The organism is Buttiauxella brennerae ATCC 51605, from assembly GCF_001654925.1.
Classification (GTDB): domain Bacteria; phylum Pseudomonadota; class Gammaproteobacteria; order Enterobacterales; family Enterobacteriaceae; genus Buttiauxella; species Buttiauxella brennerae.
Map to the genome: position 1 here is coordinate 80,743 of NZ_LXER01000006.1, position 15,221 is coordinate 95,963.

The window sequence follows — 15,221 nt, forward strand, 5'->3', positions numbered from 1 at the left end:
CTGGTTATGTCGCAAATTGCCTCACTCATTCTCAGTAACGGTCAGTTTCACACTCTCAATAGCGAAGCGCCGCTCGCTGAAGCGGTGGCCATCAAAGACGGGAAAATTATTGCAGCAGGAAGCGATTCATTCGTGATGAGCTTTTCTGACTCTCAAACACAACGTATCGATCTCAAAGGCCATACGGTGATCCCCGGCCTTAACGACTCGCATTTGCACCTGATTCGCGGCGGACTGAATTACAACCTGGAACTGCGTTGGGAAGGTGTTCCTTCGCTTGCGGATGCTTTGCGCATGCTAAAAGAGCAGGCTTTGCGCACGCCATTTCCGCAATGGGTTCGCGTGGTCGGTGGCTGGACGGAATTTCAATTTGCCGAACGCCGCATGCCGACGCTTGAAGAACTCAACGAAGCGGCACCGGATACGCCCGTTTTTGTTCTGCATCTTTATGACCGGGCGTTGTTAAACCAGGCCGCACTCAAGGCGGTGGGTTATACCAAAGAGACGCCAAACCCACCGGGCGGTGAAATCATGCGTGACCGCAACGGCAACCCGACCGGCATGCTGATTGCCAAACCGAATGCGATGATCCTTTATTCGACACTGGCGAAAGGGCCGAAGCTGCCGCTGGATATGCAGGTCAATTCGACGCGCCAGTTTATGCGGGAACTCAACCGGTTAGGCGTCACCAGCGCCATTGATGCTGGCGGCGGCTTCCAGAATTACCCTGAGGATTACCAGATTATCGACCAGCTTCACGCGCAACAGCAGATGACGGTGCGTATCGCCTATAACCTGTTTACCCAGCGGCCGCAGCATGAACTGGAAGATTTTGAAAAGTGGACCGATATGCTTAAACCGGGGCAGGGGACGGATTTCTATCGTGCGAACGGTGCCGGAGAAATGCTGGTCTTTTCCGCCGCCGATTTTGAAGATTTTTTACAGCCTCGCCCGGATTTGCCTGATGGTATGGAACAAGAGCTGGAACGCGTGGTGCATCATTTGGTTGAACAGCGCTGGCCGTTCCGTTTGCATGCGACCTACAACGAGTCCATCAGCCGCATGCTGGATGTTTTTGAAAAGGTGAATCGTGACATTCCGTTTAATGGTCTGCACTGGCTGTTTGACCATGCAGAAACCATCAGCGAAAAGAATATTGAGCGCGTTAAAGCGCTGGGCGGTGGGATTGCTGTTCAGCATCGTATGGCGTTTCAGGGGGAATATTATGCCGCGCGTTATGGCATCGAAGCCGTCAAACAAACGCCACCGATTGCCAAAATGCTAGCCGCTGAACTCCCTGTTGGTTTAGGCACTGATGCGACGCGTGTCGCCAGTTACAACCCGTGGACGGCGCTGTACTGGCTGGTGTCCGGTCGCACGGTGGGCGGGATGCAAATGTACGATGATAACAATCGTCTTTCGCGTGACGTCGCACTGGAGCTATGGACAGCAGGCAGCGCGTGGTTCTCGAATGAACAAGGCAAGAAAGGGCGGATTCAGACCGGGCAATTAGCTGATTTGGTCGTGCTCTCAAAGGATTTCTTCCGGGTAGCAGAAGAGGAAATTAAAGGTATTGAATCGGTACTTACGCTGGTGGATGGCAAAGTGGTGTATGCCGCTGGGGCATTTGCGCCACTTGCTCCGCCGTCAATTCCTGTGGTGCCCGAATGGTCGCCTGTCACCAACGTGCCGGGGCATTACCGATCGGCTCCGCCAGAGGCCGCAAAAGTGGGCATGATGGCGCAGGTGCATCAATGTTGTGGGAGCTGCAATGTGCATGGTCACCGGCACGATACGGCGCGCAAATCGGCGATCCCAGTGGCGGATGAAGGGGCTTTCTGGGGAGTGATGGGGTGTTCTTGTTTTGCTTTTTAAAACGATGTGGTCTCTGCCAGAAACAACAAAGGCCGCTTGCGCGGCCTTTTAGTCAAAAACGTTTAGCTATTACAGGCTAGAAACGTTTTCGCTCAGGTATTTAGCAACGCCGTCTGGAGACGCGTTCATGCCTTCTTTACCTTTTTCCCACTGAGCTGGGCACACTTCGCCGTGCTCTTCGTGGAATTGCAGCGCATCAACCATACGCAGCATTTCATCAACGTTACGGCCCAGCGGCAGGTCGTTAACAACCTGGTGACGCACGATACCGTTGGTGTCGATCAGGAAAGAACCACGCAGAGCAACACCTGCGTCTGGATGTTCGATGCCATAAGCTTTCTGAATTTCACGCTTAATGTCAGCAACCATCGCGTATTTCACTTCGCCGATGCCGCCTTTATCAACAGGGGTTTTACGCCATGCGTTGTGAACGAATTCGGAGTCAAAAGATACACCAACGACTTCTACGCCACGTTTCTGGAATTCTTCGTAACGCTTGTCGAACGCAATCAGTTCAGACGGGCAGACGAAAGTGAAGTCCATTGGCCAGAAGAACACAACGGTGGTTTTACCATTGGTGTGTGCTTTGAAGTTGAAGTTTTCAACGATTTCGCCACTGCCGAGTACGGCTGCAGCAGTAAAGTCAGGGGCTGGACGAGTAACCAGGACCATATGTACTCCTGTTAATTTTGTTAAAGTGAGTGTTAACGCAACGGGGGGGAGTATAGGGGTGGCAATCCCTCTAACTCAAGCATACTGCGCCAATTAATCAGATAGGATTTACCTATCAAAAAATGAATAATCACACAGCAGCGATCCAAAATAGCCCTTTTTTATAAAAGGGCAAGAATTTAATCGCGAGGCTGGGATCGGTTACAAATTCTTTTGTTCGGCCATTGCCATCATGCGTGGGTAAAACTGCCAGAACAACGCTTCAAGGGCATTGTAGTGGGTATCCAGATCTTGCCAGGACGCTCGCAAAGCATCAAGTTTTGGTCTACGCGTAGCCATGCCATTGAGAACGTTAGCAATGAATGCCATGTCGCTGTAACGCTCCATCCAGCGCTCGTCCCACAGATATTGGTTAAGATTGATAAAGCGTGGCGGTGTGTCCGCTAAGTTCGGTTCGATATTCGCGCGCGCCAGGGCGATAAACTCTGCCAGCGGAATGTTCGGGTTTAGCGTGTGCCAGTGGCGCGAAACGAAATGGTCCCACATCACATCCAACGTGATCGGTGCGACGCGACGCGTTTGGGGGCGAAACCATTGACGCGCCACGGCCACTTCCGGCAGCCTGTCGGTAAAAACATCCACGCGACGATGCATATGGATACCCGCCACTACGTCGCCAGGATAACTTTCATCCGGGTTACCACGGACGAAATCGGCCAACAAATTCCCCAGTAGTGAGCTGTCGGCAAGGCTTGCGAGATGTAAATGGGCGAGAAAATTCATATTCACAATATCCATTAATGTTTTTTGGAGGCTTATTTCTTGCAGGTGCAGGCCCCTGGCACTAGACTGTAGCGCCTCTTTTTCAGTCTTGAGTTCTTTACCATGCGTGTTGCTGATTTTACCTTTGAATTACCTGAATCCTTGATTGCCCACTATCCGCAAGCACAGCGCAGCGGGTGCCGTTTGCTGTCTCTGGATGGGCCAACGGGTAATTTGACGCATGGCACTTTCACCGATTTGCTCGATAAGCTCAACCCTGGAGATCTGCTGGTCTTTAACAATACCCGTGTGATCCCGGCGCGCCTTTTTGGCCGCAAAGCGAGCGGCGGCAAGATTGAAGTCCTGGTCGAGCGCATGCTTGATGACAAACGTATTCTTGCGCATATCCGCGCCTCTAAGGCACCGAAGCCGGGTGCACAGTTACTGTTGGGTGATGATGAAAGCGTACATGCCACAATGGTTGCGCGCCATGATGCGTTGTTCGAAGTGCAGTTTGAAGACGAGCGCAGCGTACTCGATATCTTAAACAGCATCGGCCATATGCCACTGCCACCGTACATCGACCGCCCGGATGAAGACGCCGACCGGGAACTGTATCAAACGGTTTATAGCCAGAAACCTGGCGCGGTAGCGGCACCGACTGCCGGCCTGCATTTTGATGAACCGCTGCTGGAAGCGCTGCGCAATAAAGGGATTGGACAGGCGTTTGTTACGCTGCACGTTGGTGCGGGGACATTCCAGCCAGTGCGCGTGGATAGTATCGAAGACCACATCATGCACTCCGAATATGCGGAAGTGCCGCAGGATGTGGTTGATGCCGTATTAGCCTGTAAAGCGCGTGGTAATCGCGTTATTGCGGTTGGCACCACATCGGTTCGTTCGTTGGAAAGTGCCGCACAGGCGTCGAAAAATGGCCTCATCGAACCTTTCTTCGGTGACACGCAAATCTTTATCTACCCAGGCTACCAATACAAAGTGATTGATGCGCTGGTGACCAACTTCCACCTGCCGGAATCGACGCTGATCATGTTGGTTTCCGCGTTCGCTGGTTATAAAAACACCATGAACGCCTATAAAGAAGCCGTAAGTTCCGAATATCGCTTTTTTAGTTACGGGGATGCCATGTATATCACGTACAATCCGCAGGCGATTAATGAGCGCCCTGGCGCTTAAAACTCTATTACGCGCCGCCGGATAACCCGACGGCGTTTTTGTCTTAATCATCAGACTGTTTCTCTGATGCGGGAGGAAATGTGAAATTTGAATTAGATACTACCGACGGACGCGCTCGCCGTGGCCGCCTGGTGTTCGACCGTGGCGTAGTTGAAACGCCTGCCTTTATGCCTGTTGGCACCTACGGCACCGTAAAAGGGATGACGCCGGAAGAAGTTGAAGCCACTGGCGCACAAATTATTCTGGGTAACACCTTCCACCTGTGGTTGCGTCCTGGCCAGGAAATCATGAAGTTGCATGGTGACTTGCATGATTTCATGCAGTGGAAAGGCCCAATCCTGACCGACTCCGGTGGTTTCCAGGTATTCAGCCTCGGCGATATTCGTAAAATTACCGAAGCGGGTGTGCACTTCCGTAACCCAATCAACGGCGATGCAATTTTCCTCGATCCTGAAAAATCCATGGAAATTCAATACGATCTCGGTTCTGACATCGTCATGATTTTCGACGAATGTACGCCATATCCTGCTGATTGGGATTATGCGAAGCGTTCAATGGAGATGTCTCTGCGTTGGGCACAACGTAGCCGCGATCGCTTTGATTCTCTTGAGAATAAAAATGCCTTGTTCGGCATTATTCAGGGTAGCGTTTACGAAGATTTACGAGATATCTCGGTAAAAGGTCTGGTAGATATTGGCTTTGATGGCTACGCTGTCGGCGGCCTGGCTGTAGGCGAACCAAAGGAAGACATGCACCGCATTCTGGAACATGTCTGCCCGCAAATCCCTGCTGACAAGCCTCGTTACCTGATGGGCGTAGGGAAACCGGAAGATCTGGTTGAAGGTGTTCGTCGCGGTATTGATATGTTCGACTGCGTGATGCCAACTCGTAATGCACGTAATGGTCACCTTTTTGTCACCGATGGCGTGGTGAAAATTCGTAATGCGAAGCATAAAGATGATACTTCTACGCTGGATTCTGAGTGTGATTGCTATACGTGTCGCAATTATTCACGTGCCTACTTGTATCATCTTGACCGTTGCAACGAAATACTCGGTGCGCGGCTCAACACTATTCATAACCTGCGCTATTACCAGCGTTTAATGGCTGGTTTACGCAAGGCCATTGAAGAGGGTAAATTAGAGCACTTCGTGAGTGATTTCTACGAGCGAATCGGTAAACCAGTTCCACCTTTGAATGTTGATTAATTTAATAATGAGGGATTTTTAATGAGCTTTATCATTTCTGATGCGGTTGCTGCAACAGGTGCTCCGTCGCAGGGTAGCCCGTATTCTTTGATTCTTATGCTGGTGGTTTTTGGTCTGATCTTCTATTTCATGATCTTGCGCCCACAGCAAAAACGTACCAAAGAGCATAAAAAGCTGATGGACTCCATCTCTAAAGGGGATGAAGTGTTGACTACTGGTGGTCTGGTTGGTCGCGTAGTGAAAGTAGCTGAAACTGGCTATATCTCTATCGCGTTAAACGACACCACTGAAGTGGTTATCAAACGTGATTTCGTAGCTGCCGTTCTGCCGAAAGGCACTATGAAGGCGCTGTAATTTTCGTTTTTCCCTAAGGGAACTACCGTGCTAAACCGCTATCCTTTGTGGAAGTACATCATGCTGATCGTCGTGTTCGTCGTCGGTCTGCTATACGCACTTCCCAACCTATATGGTGAGGATCCGGCAGTTCAGATCACTGGCGCGCGCGGCGTCGCCGCCAGTGAGCAAACGCTGATCCAGGTCCAGAACACCTTAAACGAAGAAAAGATCACCGCTAAGTCTGTGTCCCTGGCTGAGGGTGCGATACTTGCACGCTTTGACACCACTGATACGCAGCTGCGCGCTCGTGAAGCGCTGATGGGCGTATTAGGCGACAAATATGTCGTTGCACTTAACCTCGCTGCGGCAACTCCTCGTTGGTTATCCGCAATTTCCGCAGAGCCGATGAAACTCGGTCTTGACCTGCGTGGTGGCGTGCACTTCCTGATGGAAGTCGATATGGACACAGCCCTGAGTAAGCTTCAGGAGCAAACCATTGATAACCTGCGTACCGATCTGCGCGATAAAAGCATTGTTTACACCAACGTGCGTAAAGCCGATAACTACGGTGTTAACGTTGTCTTCCGTGACGGCAAAGCGCGTGATGACGCTATCTCTTATTTAACTCCACGCCATCGTGATCTGGTTATTTCAAGCCAGGGTAACAATGCATTGCGTGCTGTAATGACGGATGCTCGCCTGAGCGAAGCGCGTGAATATGCTGTTCAGCAGAACATTAATATCCTGCGTAACCGTGTAAACCAATTGGGTGTGGCTGAGCCTCTGGTACAACGTCAGGGTGCGGATCGCATCGTCGTTGAACTGCCAGGTATTCAGGACACGGCACGTGCGAAGGAAATTCTTGGCGCGACCGCAACGCTCGAATTCCGTCTGGTTAACACTAATGTGGATGCTTCTGCTGCCGCTTCCGGACGTGTGCCGGGTGACTCTGAAGTGAAAAACACCCGTGAAGGTCAACCGGTTGTCTTGTACAAGCGTGTGATTCTGACCGGTGACCACATCACTGACTCGACTTCCAGCACTGATGAATACAACCAGGCTCAGGTGAATATTTCACTCGATAGCGCTGGCGGTAACATCATGTCTAATTTCACCAAGGACAACATCGGTAAGCCGATGGCGACCCTGTTTGTGGAATACAAAGACAGCGGTAAGAAAGATGCAACCGGTCGTTCGATTCTGGCGAAACAAGAAGAAGTTATTAACGTGGCGAACATTCAGTCACGTCTGGGTAACAGCTTCCGTATCACCGGTATCAGCAACCCGAACGAAGCGCGTCAGCTTTCTCTGCTGCTGCGTGCTGGTGCTCTGATTGCGCCAATTCAGATTGTTGAAGAGCGTACCATCGGCCCAACGCTGGGTATGGAAAACATCAAGCAAGGTCTGGAAGCGTGTCTGGCTGGTCTGGCTGTTTCAATCATCTTTATGCTGTTCTTCTATAAGAAGTTTGGCTTGATTGCGACTTCAGCATTGCTGGTTAACCTTGTCATGATCGTAGGGATTATGTCCCTGCTGCCAGGGGCGACACTCACCATGCCGGGGATAGCGGGGATCGTGTTAACCCTTGCGGTCGCGGTGGATGCTAACGTACTGATAAACGAACGTATTAAGGAAGAACTTAGTAACGGGCGCTCGGTACAGCAGGCAATCCATGAAGGCTATCAGGGGGCGTTCAGCTCTATTTTCGATGCTAACATTACGACGCTTATCAAGGTCATCATCCTGTATGCCGTAGGCACCGGGGCAATTAAAGGCTTTGCGATCACAACCGGTATTGGTGTGGCGACGTCCATGTTTACCGCAATCGTCGGTACCCGTGCCATCGTAAACCTGTTGTACGGCGGCAAACGCATCAACAAGCTGTCTATCTGAGGAGTGCGTTGTGGCACAGGAATATACTGTTGAACAATTGAACCACGGCCGTAGAGTCCATGACTTTATGCGCTGGGATTTCTGGGCTTTCGGTATCTCCGGCTTCCTGTTAATCGTTTCTATCGCCATTATCGGCGTGAAAGGTTTTAACTGGGGTCTGGATTTCACCGGCGGTACGGTCATCGAAATCTCGCTGGAAAAACCAGCTGATTTAGACATGATGCGTGGCGCACTGGAGAAAGCTGGGTTCAAGGATCCGCTGGTTCAGAATTTTGGTAGCAGCCGCGACATCATGGTACGCATGCCACCTGCCCACGGGGAAACCGGTGGTCAGGTATTGGGTAGCCAGGTTGTTAAGGTGATTAACGAAGCGACCAGCCAGAACGCCGGCGTAAAACGTATTGAGTTCGTCGGCCCAAGTGTTGGTGCTGACCTGGCTCAGAACGGTGCTCTGGCACTGCTGGCGGCACTGATCTCCATCCTGGTATATGTAGGCTTCCGCTTTGAGTGGCGCCTGGCAGCCGGTGTGGTTATCGCGCTGATGCACGACGTGGTCATTACCCTTGGCGTACTGTCGTTATTCCATATTGAGATTGACCTGACCATCGTCGCATCGTTGATGTCGGTTATCGGTTACTCACTAAACGACAGTATCGTGGTTTCGGACCGTATCCGTGAAAACTTCCGCAAGATTCGCCGCGGGACGCCTTACGAGATCTTCAACGTTTCTTTGACGCAGACGCTGCATCGTACGTTGATCACCTCCGGTACCACATTGGTTGTGATTCTGATGCTGTACCTCTTCGGTGGGGCGATGCTGAAAGGCTTCTCACTGACGATGCTTATCGGTGTTTCTATCGGTACGGTTTCTTCCATCTACGTCGCGTCCGCGCTGGCGTTGAAGCTAGGCATGAAGCGCGAGCACATGTTGCAGCAGAAAGTGGAAAAAGAAGGTGCGGATCAGCCGTCTATTCTGCCTTAACCTTTAAGGTTTCGCTGAAAGCTAAATCCGCAGCCATGGTGCTGCGGTTTTTTTTCGCCTGGATCGCTGTTTGTCTGTGGCCCCCACGGGGCTGCATTTTTCGGAGCGGCCCGATCGTTCGCTGGCCGATTTTATTCAGTTGCAGCAAAAAGACGGCTGCCTGCCAGAAATAAAAAAGCCGATCGGCTAATAGCGGATCGGCTTTTATCTCAATCAGACGGTTATCAGAAGTTGTAACCAACCACGAAGTAACCACCCCAACCGGTAGAGCGCACGTTGAAATCACCATCGCCGAAGTTCAGGCTGGCATTATCCGCCCACTGACCACCGTTGTGCCAGTAACGAGCCACTACAGAGTAGTGCCAGTGATCGTAGTTCAGCGCCAGGATGTGGCTGGAAGCGATAGAGTTGCTGGTACGGGCGTGCTTGCCGTTGTTATCGATGAAGTTGTCATCGCCCAGATCTGAACCCCAATCGAAGTTGGTGAAACCGATGTAGCTCAGGTTACCGCCCCACAGGGAAGTAATCGGTACAAAGTATTTCACTTTAAAGCGGTAGCCATCCCACTGGTTTTCGTTAGATGCGCCATAGTTCTGCCACTGGTATTTTGCATACACGTTCAAAGACAGGCTCATCGGCAGACCGGTGTCGATATCGGTGCCCAGACCCATGTACCAGGTGTTTTGCTTGCTGGCGTCGTCGCCGTGAGCACCCATATCGTAGATATAGTTGTTCGCGATATACCATTCTTTAAATGGACCAAACGCCAGGCTGGTGCCGGTCAGCTTGTCGATAGAGAAGCGCGGTTCGATCTCCATAAACATACGAGAACCGTCATCCCAGATGCCCTTATCGTTGCCGTTGCCCCACTTGAAGGTTTTTGGAATATCGATGTAACCGTAGAAATCTAACCAATCTTTTTTAGCGAACGCTTCATATTCCAGATAAACGTCGTTGGTCAGTTTTGGCCCGAAGCGAGTGTGGTAGCTGCCCACCACGTTAACGCTCTGGTGCCACCAGTCGGAAACGTACTCAGAGTTTTTAGTATCGTCGGCGTGTGCCGTGAAAGAGCTTGAAAGCGCGAGGACGGTGCTAGCCGCCAAAATAATTTTTTTCATTTTATATGCCACTGTTTTACATGATTCCCGTGAGGGCAGGAGGTGCGTTATCACCTGGGGGTCATCTACCATTCAGCTGGTTTTTTATTGACGCGCCTATTATAGAAATCCCTGCTCACAAAAATATGTTTCATTTCACATTATCAACAAGTGCGTAATCGATTGCGTTCACGTTTGCGCACATTAAAAACGGGCGAGATTCTACCTGCTTCTTAAATTTAAGCAAATAGATGGTCCTCTGTTACAGATATATGTGACTAAGATCACTGGATTTATTATCTGACGCACAGGGTTTTCATCGCACTTAATTCGCTGAGTTGTAACAAAAAAAGCAAATGTTACTGAGGGTTACCCCTGAAACTGCAGGGGTAATTGTTTATTACTGGGTGGGTAATGCCTGAGCAGGGTCAACTGGCTGGATATCGTGAATGCGCACAAAACCTGGCTGTGTCGGTGAAAGACCGGAAAGGAGCAATGGAATACTGACATCGCTCGGTGCCAGCACGCTCGCTGGCGCACTGATTTGTTGTGACTGGACGTTCACTTCCTGGTAATTATCGGTGGTGCCCTGAATTTGCCCCCATTCCACTTTTCCGGTGAAAGCGGGGAGGGGATCGTTAGATTCGCCTTTGATGATAAGCATCACTCGACTGCCGTTTGCTTCCGGGGTAAGGCTGCTCAGCGACATTTGCAAATTGCCCAGTTTGCTGTTCAGGCGTGCTGGTGTTTTCGAACCCGGTAACAAATAGACGCCGGTGGTTGATTTGGCGTTGAGCGCATTTTGCTGCGTTAGCTTAACGGTCTGGTCGGTAAGCTGGGTCATTTCTTTATTTAAAGACCCCACCTCACTTTTCATTTGGCGTACTTCAGTTTGCTGCGCACAGGCGCTGAGGCTCACCAGGCTGGTAACCAGGATAATTCTTAGGTAACTCTTTGTCATCGCTAATTTTTCCTTAAAGTTTCATCCTGATTTAAGCGTAGCTCGCTGCTTGTGAAAAGTCATATTTATCAGGATGTGGCGGCGTTGCCTTTGTACTCCCGCGACTTCGCGGTAAACTATTGTTCATTTGAATAATCCTTCAGGACGCGCCATGCATTGCCCATTCTGTTTCGCAGTAGACACCAAAGTGATTGATTCCCGGCTTGTCGGCGAAGGGTCATCCGTGCGTCGCCGCCGTCAGTGCCTGGTTTGTCACGAACGTTTCACGACTTTTGAAGTGGCGGAGCTGGTGATGCCCCGCGTTGTAAAAAGCAATGATGTCCGTGAGCCGTTTAATGAAGACAAGCTGCGCAGCGGTATTCTAAAAGCGCTGGAAAAACGCCCGGTGAGTTCTGACGACGTAGAAATGGCCGTAAACCACATCAAATCCCATCTGCGTGGTACTGGCGAACGTGAAGTGCCAAGCAAAATGGTTGGCAACCTGGTGATGGAACAGCTTAAAAAACTCGATAAAGTGGCCTATATCCGCTTCGCCTCGGTTTATCGCAGCTTTGAAGATATCCGCGAATTTGGCGAAGAAATTGCCCGCTTACAGGATTGATGCTGATGTCACTGGATGAAAAATTTATGGCGCATGCTTTGCAATTAGCAAAGCGCGGGCGTTTCACCACCATGCCGAACCCCAATGTCGGCTGCGTAATTGCCAAAGATGGCGAAATCGTCGGTGAAGGTTTTCACTTTCGCGCCGGTGAACCCCATGCGGAAGTACATGCTCTGCGCATGGCGGGTGAAAAAGCGCGTGGTGCCACAGCCTACGTTACGCTTGAGCCTTGCAGCCACCATGGGCGCACGCCGCCATGCTGCGACGCATTAATCGCTGCGGGTGTTTCGCGTGTGGTTGCCGCGATGCAAGACCCGAACCCGCAAGTTGCGGGGCGTGGTTTGTACCGCCTGCAACAGGCAGGAATCGAGGTGAGCCACGGTTTGATGATGAATGAAGCCGAAGCGCTGAATCGTGGCTTCCTGAAACGCATGCGTACTGGCTTCCCGTATATTCAACTCAAGCTGGGTGCGTCGCTTGATGGCCGCACCGCGATGGCCAGTGGTGAAAGTCAGTGGATTACTTCTGCGCAATCACGCCGTGATGTGCAGCGACTACGAGCACAAAGTGCCGCGATTCTTAGCAGCAGCGCGACGGTGCTGGCAGATAACCCTTCGCTGAACGTCCGCTGGAATGAATTAGGCAGCGCGACTCAGGCGCTTTATGCCGAAGACGACTTACGCCAGCCAATACGTATTATTCTCGACCGCGAAAATAGCGTGACACCACAGCATAAAATCATCGCTCAGTCGGGGGAAACCTGGCTTGCACGCTGTAAAGCTGATGGGCAAACCTGGCCTGAAGGCGTGGAGCAGTTTATCGTACCGGAGCATAACGGCCACCTTGATCTGGTGGTGATGATGATGTTGCTGGGTAAACGCCAGGTCAACTCTATCTGGGTAGAAGCGGGCGCAACACTTGGCGGTGCGCTGCTTCAGGCGGGCCTGGTCGATGAACTGATCGTTTACGTGGCACCGAAATTATTGGGCACAGATGCACGTGGTTTATGCAACTTGCCAGGGCTTGAAAAATTAGCCGATGCACCCGAGTTTAGCTTTAGTGAAGTCCGTCAGGTTGGCCCTGATTTGTGCCTGCATTTGACGCCGCGCTACGCTCGCTCGTAAAACGTAAGCGGGCACGAAAAGTTTATGATAAAATCCGCCCCCCCACGGGGCTAAACAGAACCCGTAAAGGAAGATTATGAACATTATTGAAGCAGCCGTTGCTACTCCAGACGCTCGCGTCGCCATCACCATCGCGCGTTTTAACAACTTCATCAATGACAGCCTGTTGGATGGTGCGATTGACGCCCTGAAACGTATCGGCCAGGTTAAAGATGAAAACATCACCGTGGTCTGGGTTCCGGGTGCTTATGAGCTGCCACTTGCGGCTGACGCACTGGCGAAAACCAGTCGTTACGACGCGATTATTGCGCTGGGTACGGTTATCCGTGGCGGCACAGCTCACTTTGAATATGTTGCTGGTGGTGCCAGCAATGGCCTGGCACATGTTGCGCAGGAAAGTGGTATTCCAGTCGCCTTTGGCGTACTGACCACCGAAAGTATTGAACAAGCCATCGAACGCGCTGGCACAAAAGCCGGTAACAAAGGTGCAGAAGCTGCACTGACCGCGCTTGAAATGATTAATGTATTGAAAGCCATCAAGGCCTGATTTTTTGTAAGGGGAAATCTGTGAAACCTGCTGCTCGTCGCCGTGCCCGTGAGTGTGCCGTTCAGGCGCTATACTCCTGGCAGTTATCTCGAAATGACATCGCTGATGTCGAATATCAGTTCCTGGCTGAACAGGACGTCAAAGACGTTGACGTTAACTACTTCCGCGAACTGTTGGTCGGGGTGGCTACTAACAGCGCGTATCTGGATGGGCTAATGAAGCCTTACCTGTCTCGCCAGCTCGAAGAGTTGGGTCAGGTAGAAAAAGCGGTTCTGCGTATCGCGCTGTTTGAATTGGCTAAACGTGATGACGTGCCATATAAAGTGGCAATCAACGAAGCTATTGATCTTGCGAAAACCTTCGGTGCCGAAGACAGCCACAAGTTCGTCAATGGTGTGCTTGATAAAGCTGCTCCACAGATTCGTCCCCGCAAAAAGTAATCTTCTGGCCGGTTAATCCCGGCCTGTTCTTTATCTATTTCATTCATAGGCATAACGCATGGCATGCGGTGAATTTTCCTTAATTGCCCGTTATTTTGATCGCATAAGCAGTTCTCGTCGCGATGTGGAAACCGGAATCGGCGATGATTGTGCATTGCTGACGGTAGCCGAGAAGCAACTGTTAGCGATTAGCACCGATACGCTAGTCTCAGGCATCCACTTCCTGCCGGATATTGACCCTCGCGATTTGGGCTACAAAGCTCTGGCGGTTAATTTAAGCGATTTGGCTGCTATGGGCGCCGACCCGGCCTGGCTGACGCTGGCGATTACCCTTCCTGAAGTCGATGAAAGCTGGCTTGAAGCCTTCAGCGACAGTCTGTTTGAACAACTCGAATACTACGATATGCAGCTTATCGGCGGCGACACCACTCGTGGTCCGCTCGCGATGACGCTGGGTATTCACGGCCTGGTGCCTGCGGGGCGTGCGCTTAAACGAAGTGGCGCGCGGCCGGGTGACTGGATTTACGTCACGGGTACGCCGGGCGACAGCGCAGCTGGCCTGGCTATTTTGCAGGATCGCTTAGTGGTTAAAGATTCCGTACAAGCGGCATATCTGAAAAAACGCCATTTGCGACCGACGCCGCGAATTTTGCACGGCCAGGCATTACGTGATTTGGCGAGCAGCGCCATTGACCTGTCAGACGGGCTAATTTCCGATTTGGGTCATATCCTTAAAGCCAGCGAGTGCGGAGCGCGTATCGATCTCGACGCTCTGCCGTATTCGGAAGCCATTAAAGCGAACGTTAGCGCTGAACTTGCGTTGCAATGGGCGCTTTCTGGTGGCGAAGACTACGAGCTTTGCTTTACGGTGCCAGAAATTAACCGTGGTGCACTGGATGTAGCCATTGGCAATCTGGGCATTCCATTTACCTGCATCGGCCAGGTTGCACCTGAGTCTGAAGGGCTGCAGTTCATGCAAAATGGCAAACCGGTCACGCTGGATTTAAAAGGATACGATCACTTTGCCTCGCTCTAAAGATGTGGCTAAGAGCCGCCTGAAGCTGAGTAATCCCTGGCATTTGCTCGCGATCGGTTTTGGTAGCGGATTAAGCCCGATAATGCCTGGCACAATGGGTTCGCTTGCCGCGATCCCATTCTGGTACGGCATGACATTTTTACCGTGGCAGCTTTATTCGCTGGTGGTGATGTTCGGGATTTGTATCGGTGTTTACCTTTGCCACCAGACCGCACGGGACATGGGCGTACATGACCATGGCAGTATCGTGTGGGATGAGTTCATCGGCATGTGGATTACCCTGATGGCATTGCCTATCAATGACTGGCGTTGGGTTGCCGCAGGGTTCTTGATTTTCCGTATCCTCGATATCTGGAAGCCGTGGCCGATCCGCTGGTTTGACCGTAATGTTCACGGCGGGATGGGAATTATGGTGGACGATATTATCGCGGGGATTCTTTCTGCGGGAATTCTTTACCTGATTGGGCACCACTGGCCGATTGGTTTATTCTGA

General features: G+C 51.3%; 17 protein-coding genes. 12 read left to right on the forward strand and 5 right to left on the reverse strand.

Features of this window, described 5'->3' with window-relative positions; translation table 11 throughout:
* Positions 1-6 precede the first annotated feature (6 nt).
* Positions 7-1,875 carry an amidohydrolase gene (locus M975_RS01625; RefSeq protein ID WP_064556981.1) on the forward strand — a complete coding sequence of 623 codons (1,869 nt, stop codon included), beginning with the start codon at positions 7-9 and terminating at the stop codon, positions 1,873-1,875.
* A gap of 69 nt (positions 1,876-1,944) precedes the next feature.
* On the opposite strand, the gene M975_RS01630 is transcribed toward M975_RS01625, so the two are convergent.
* A complete protein-coding gene (locus M975_RS01630; RefSeq protein ID WP_064556982.1) occupies positions 1,945-2,547 on the reverse strand; it encodes a peroxiredoxin C in 603 nt (200 codons plus the stop codon).
* Between the two features lie 201 nt (positions 2,548-2,748).
* A complete protein-coding gene (gene acpH, locus M975_RS01635; protein WP_064557641.1) occupies positions 2,749-3,330 on the reverse strand; it encodes an ACP phosphodiesterase in 582 nt (193 codons plus the stop codon).
* Between the two features lie 102 nt (positions 3,331-3,432).
* Here acpH and queA point away from each other — a divergent pair, with 102 nt between their 5' ends.
* The 5 genes from queA (at position 3,433) to secF (ending at position 8,922) form a co-directional block, all read left to right on the forward strand.
* On the forward strand, positions 3,433-4,503 hold the full coding sequence (gene queA, locus M975_RS01640; RefSeq protein ID WP_064556983.1) for a tRNA preQ1(34) S-adenosylmethionine ribosyltransferase-isomerase QueA: 1,071 nt from the start codon (positions 3,433-3,435) through the stop codon (positions 4,501-4,503).
* Between the two features lie 80 nt (positions 4,504-4,583).
* Complete coding sequence (gene tgt / locus M975_RS01645; RefSeq protein ID WP_064556984.1) at positions 4,584-5,711, forward strand: tRNA guanosine(34) transglycosylase Tgt; 1,128 nt, start codon at positions 4,584-4,586, stop codon at positions 5,709-5,711.
* Positions 5,712-5,732: 21 nt separating this feature from the next.
* The gene (gene yajC / locus M975_RS01650) at positions 5,733-6,065 is read left to right on the forward strand and encodes a preprotein translocase subunit YajC (protein ID WP_064556985.1); all 333 of its coding nucleotides are present in this window, start codon (positions 5,733-5,735) and stop codon (positions 6,063-6,065) included.
* Between the two features lie 27 nt (positions 6,066-6,092).
* Positions 6,093-7,940, forward strand: a complete 1,848-nt coding sequence (secD, locus tag M975_RS01655; protein ID WP_074388303.1) for a protein translocase subunit SecD — start codon at positions 6,093-6,095, stop codon at positions 7,938-7,940.
* A 10-nt stretch (positions 7,941-7,950) separates the two neighbouring features.
* The gene (gene secF, locus M975_RS01660) at positions 7,951-8,922 is read left to right on the forward strand and encodes a protein translocase subunit SecF (protein ID WP_064556987.1); all 972 of its coding nucleotides are present in this window, start codon (positions 7,951-7,953) and stop codon (positions 8,920-8,922) included.
* Here secF and M975_RS01665 read toward each other — a convergent pair.
* From M975_RS01665 to M975_RS01675, 3 genes are all read right to left on the reverse strand, one after another.
* Positions 8,909-9,163, reverse strand: a complete 255-nt coding sequence (locus tag M975_RS01665; RefSeq protein ID WP_064556988.1) for a hypothetical protein — start codon at positions 9,161-9,163, stop codon at positions 8,909-8,911. The two genes, secF and M975_RS01665, sit on opposite strands and share 14 nt — an antisense overlap.
* Positions 9,147-10,040, reverse strand: a complete 894-nt coding sequence (locus M975_RS01670) for a nucleoside-specific channel-forming protein Tsx (protein ID WP_064556989.1) — start codon at positions 10,038-10,040, stop codon at positions 9,147-9,149. Before M975_RS01670 ends, M975_RS01665 begins: the two co-directional genes overlap by 17 nt.
* A gap of 379 nt (positions 10,041-10,419) precedes the next feature.
* A complete protein-coding gene (locus tag M975_RS01675; RefSeq protein ID WP_064556990.1) occupies positions 10,420-10,980 on the reverse strand; it encodes a SadB/YajI family lipoprotein in 561 nt (186 codons plus the stop codon).
* 151 nt (positions 10,981-11,131) lie between these two features.
* Here M975_RS01675 and nrdR point away from each other — a divergent pair, with 151 nt between their 5' ends.
* The 6 genes from nrdR to pgpA all read left to right on the forward strand — a co-directional run bounded on the left by nrdR (position 11,132) and on the right by pgpA (position 15,221).
* Positions 11,132-11,581, forward strand: coding sequence for a transcriptional regulator NrdR (gene nrdR, locus M975_RS01680; RefSeq protein ID WP_064556991.1), 450 nt, complete (start codon positions 11,132-11,134; stop codon positions 11,579-11,581).
* Between the two features lie 5 nt (positions 11,582-11,586).
* Complete coding sequence (gene ribD / locus M975_RS01685) at positions 11,587-12,705, forward strand: bifunctional diaminohydroxyphosphoribosylaminopyrimidine deaminase/5-amino-6-(5-phosphoribosylamino)uracil reductase RibD (RefSeq protein WP_064557642.1); 1,119 nt, start codon at positions 11,587-11,589, stop codon at positions 12,703-12,705.
* 76 nt (positions 12,706-12,781) lie between these two features.
* Entirely contained in the window at positions 12,782-13,252 is a 471-nt protein-coding gene (gene ribH / locus M975_RS01690) for a 6,7-dimethyl-8-ribityllumazine synthase (protein WP_064556992.1), read from the forward strand.
* A 20-nt stretch (positions 13,253-13,272) separates the two neighbouring features.
* Positions 13,273-13,692, forward strand: coding sequence for a transcription antitermination factor NusB (gene nusB, locus M975_RS01695; protein WP_034457944.1), 420 nt, complete (start codon positions 13,273-13,275; stop codon positions 13,690-13,692).
* Positions 13,693-13,750: 58 nt separating this feature from the next.
* A complete protein-coding gene (gene thiL, locus M975_RS01700; protein WP_064556993.1) occupies positions 13,751-14,728 on the forward strand; it encodes a thiamine-phosphate kinase in 978 nt (325 codons plus the stop codon).
* Positions 14,715-15,221 (forward strand): phosphatidylglycerophosphatase A, encoded by a 507-nt coding sequence (gene pgpA / locus M975_RS01705; protein WP_064556994.1) that lies wholly within the window; start codon positions 14,715-14,717, stop codon positions 15,219-15,221. Before thiL ends, pgpA begins: the two co-directional genes overlap by 14 nt.

Excerpts from the sequence above, each read along its gene's own strand:
- ribD (WP_064557642.1), top strand. The coding sequence starts at position 11,587 with ATGTCACTGGATGAAAAATTTATGGCGCATGCTTTGCAATTAGCAAAG.
- queA (WP_064556983.1), top strand. The coding sequence starts at position 3,433 with ATGCGTGTTGCTGATTTTACCTTTGAATTACCTGAATCCTTGATTGCC.
- M975_RS01625 (WP_064556981.1), top strand. The coding sequence starts at position 7 with ATGTCGCAAATTGCCTCACTCATTCTCAGTAACGGTCAGTTTCACACT.
- yajC (WP_064556985.1), top strand. The coding sequence starts at position 5,733 with ATGAGCTTTATCATTTCTGATGCGGTTGCTGCAACAGGTGCTCCGTCG.
- nrdR (WP_064556991.1), top strand. The coding sequence starts at position 11,132 with ATGCATTGCCCATTCTGTTTCGCAGTAGACACCAAAGTGATTGATTCC.
- M975_RS01630 (WP_064556982.1), bottom strand. The coding sequence starts at position 2,547 with ATGGTCCTGGTTACTCGTCCAGCCCCTGACTTTACTGCTGCAGCCGTA.
- M975_RS01675 (WP_064556990.1), bottom strand. The coding sequence starts at position 10,980 with ATGACAAAGAGTTACCTAAGAATTATCCTGGTTACCAGCCTGGTGAGC.
- ribH (WP_064556992.1), top strand. The coding sequence starts at position 12,782 with ATGAACATTATTGAAGCAGCCGTTGCTACTCCAGACGCTCGCGTCGCC.
- M975_RS01670 (WP_064556989.1), bottom strand. The coding sequence starts at position 10,040 with ATGAAAAAAATTATTTTGGCGGCTAGCACCGTCCTCGCGCTTTCAAGC.
- acpH (WP_064557641.1), bottom strand. The coding sequence starts at position 3,330 with ATGAATTTTCTCGCCCATTTACATCTCGCAAGCCTTGCCGACAGCTCA.
- thiL (WP_064556993.1), top strand. The coding sequence starts at position 13,751 with ATGGCATGCGGTGAATTTTCCTTAATTGCCCGTTATTTTGATCGCATA.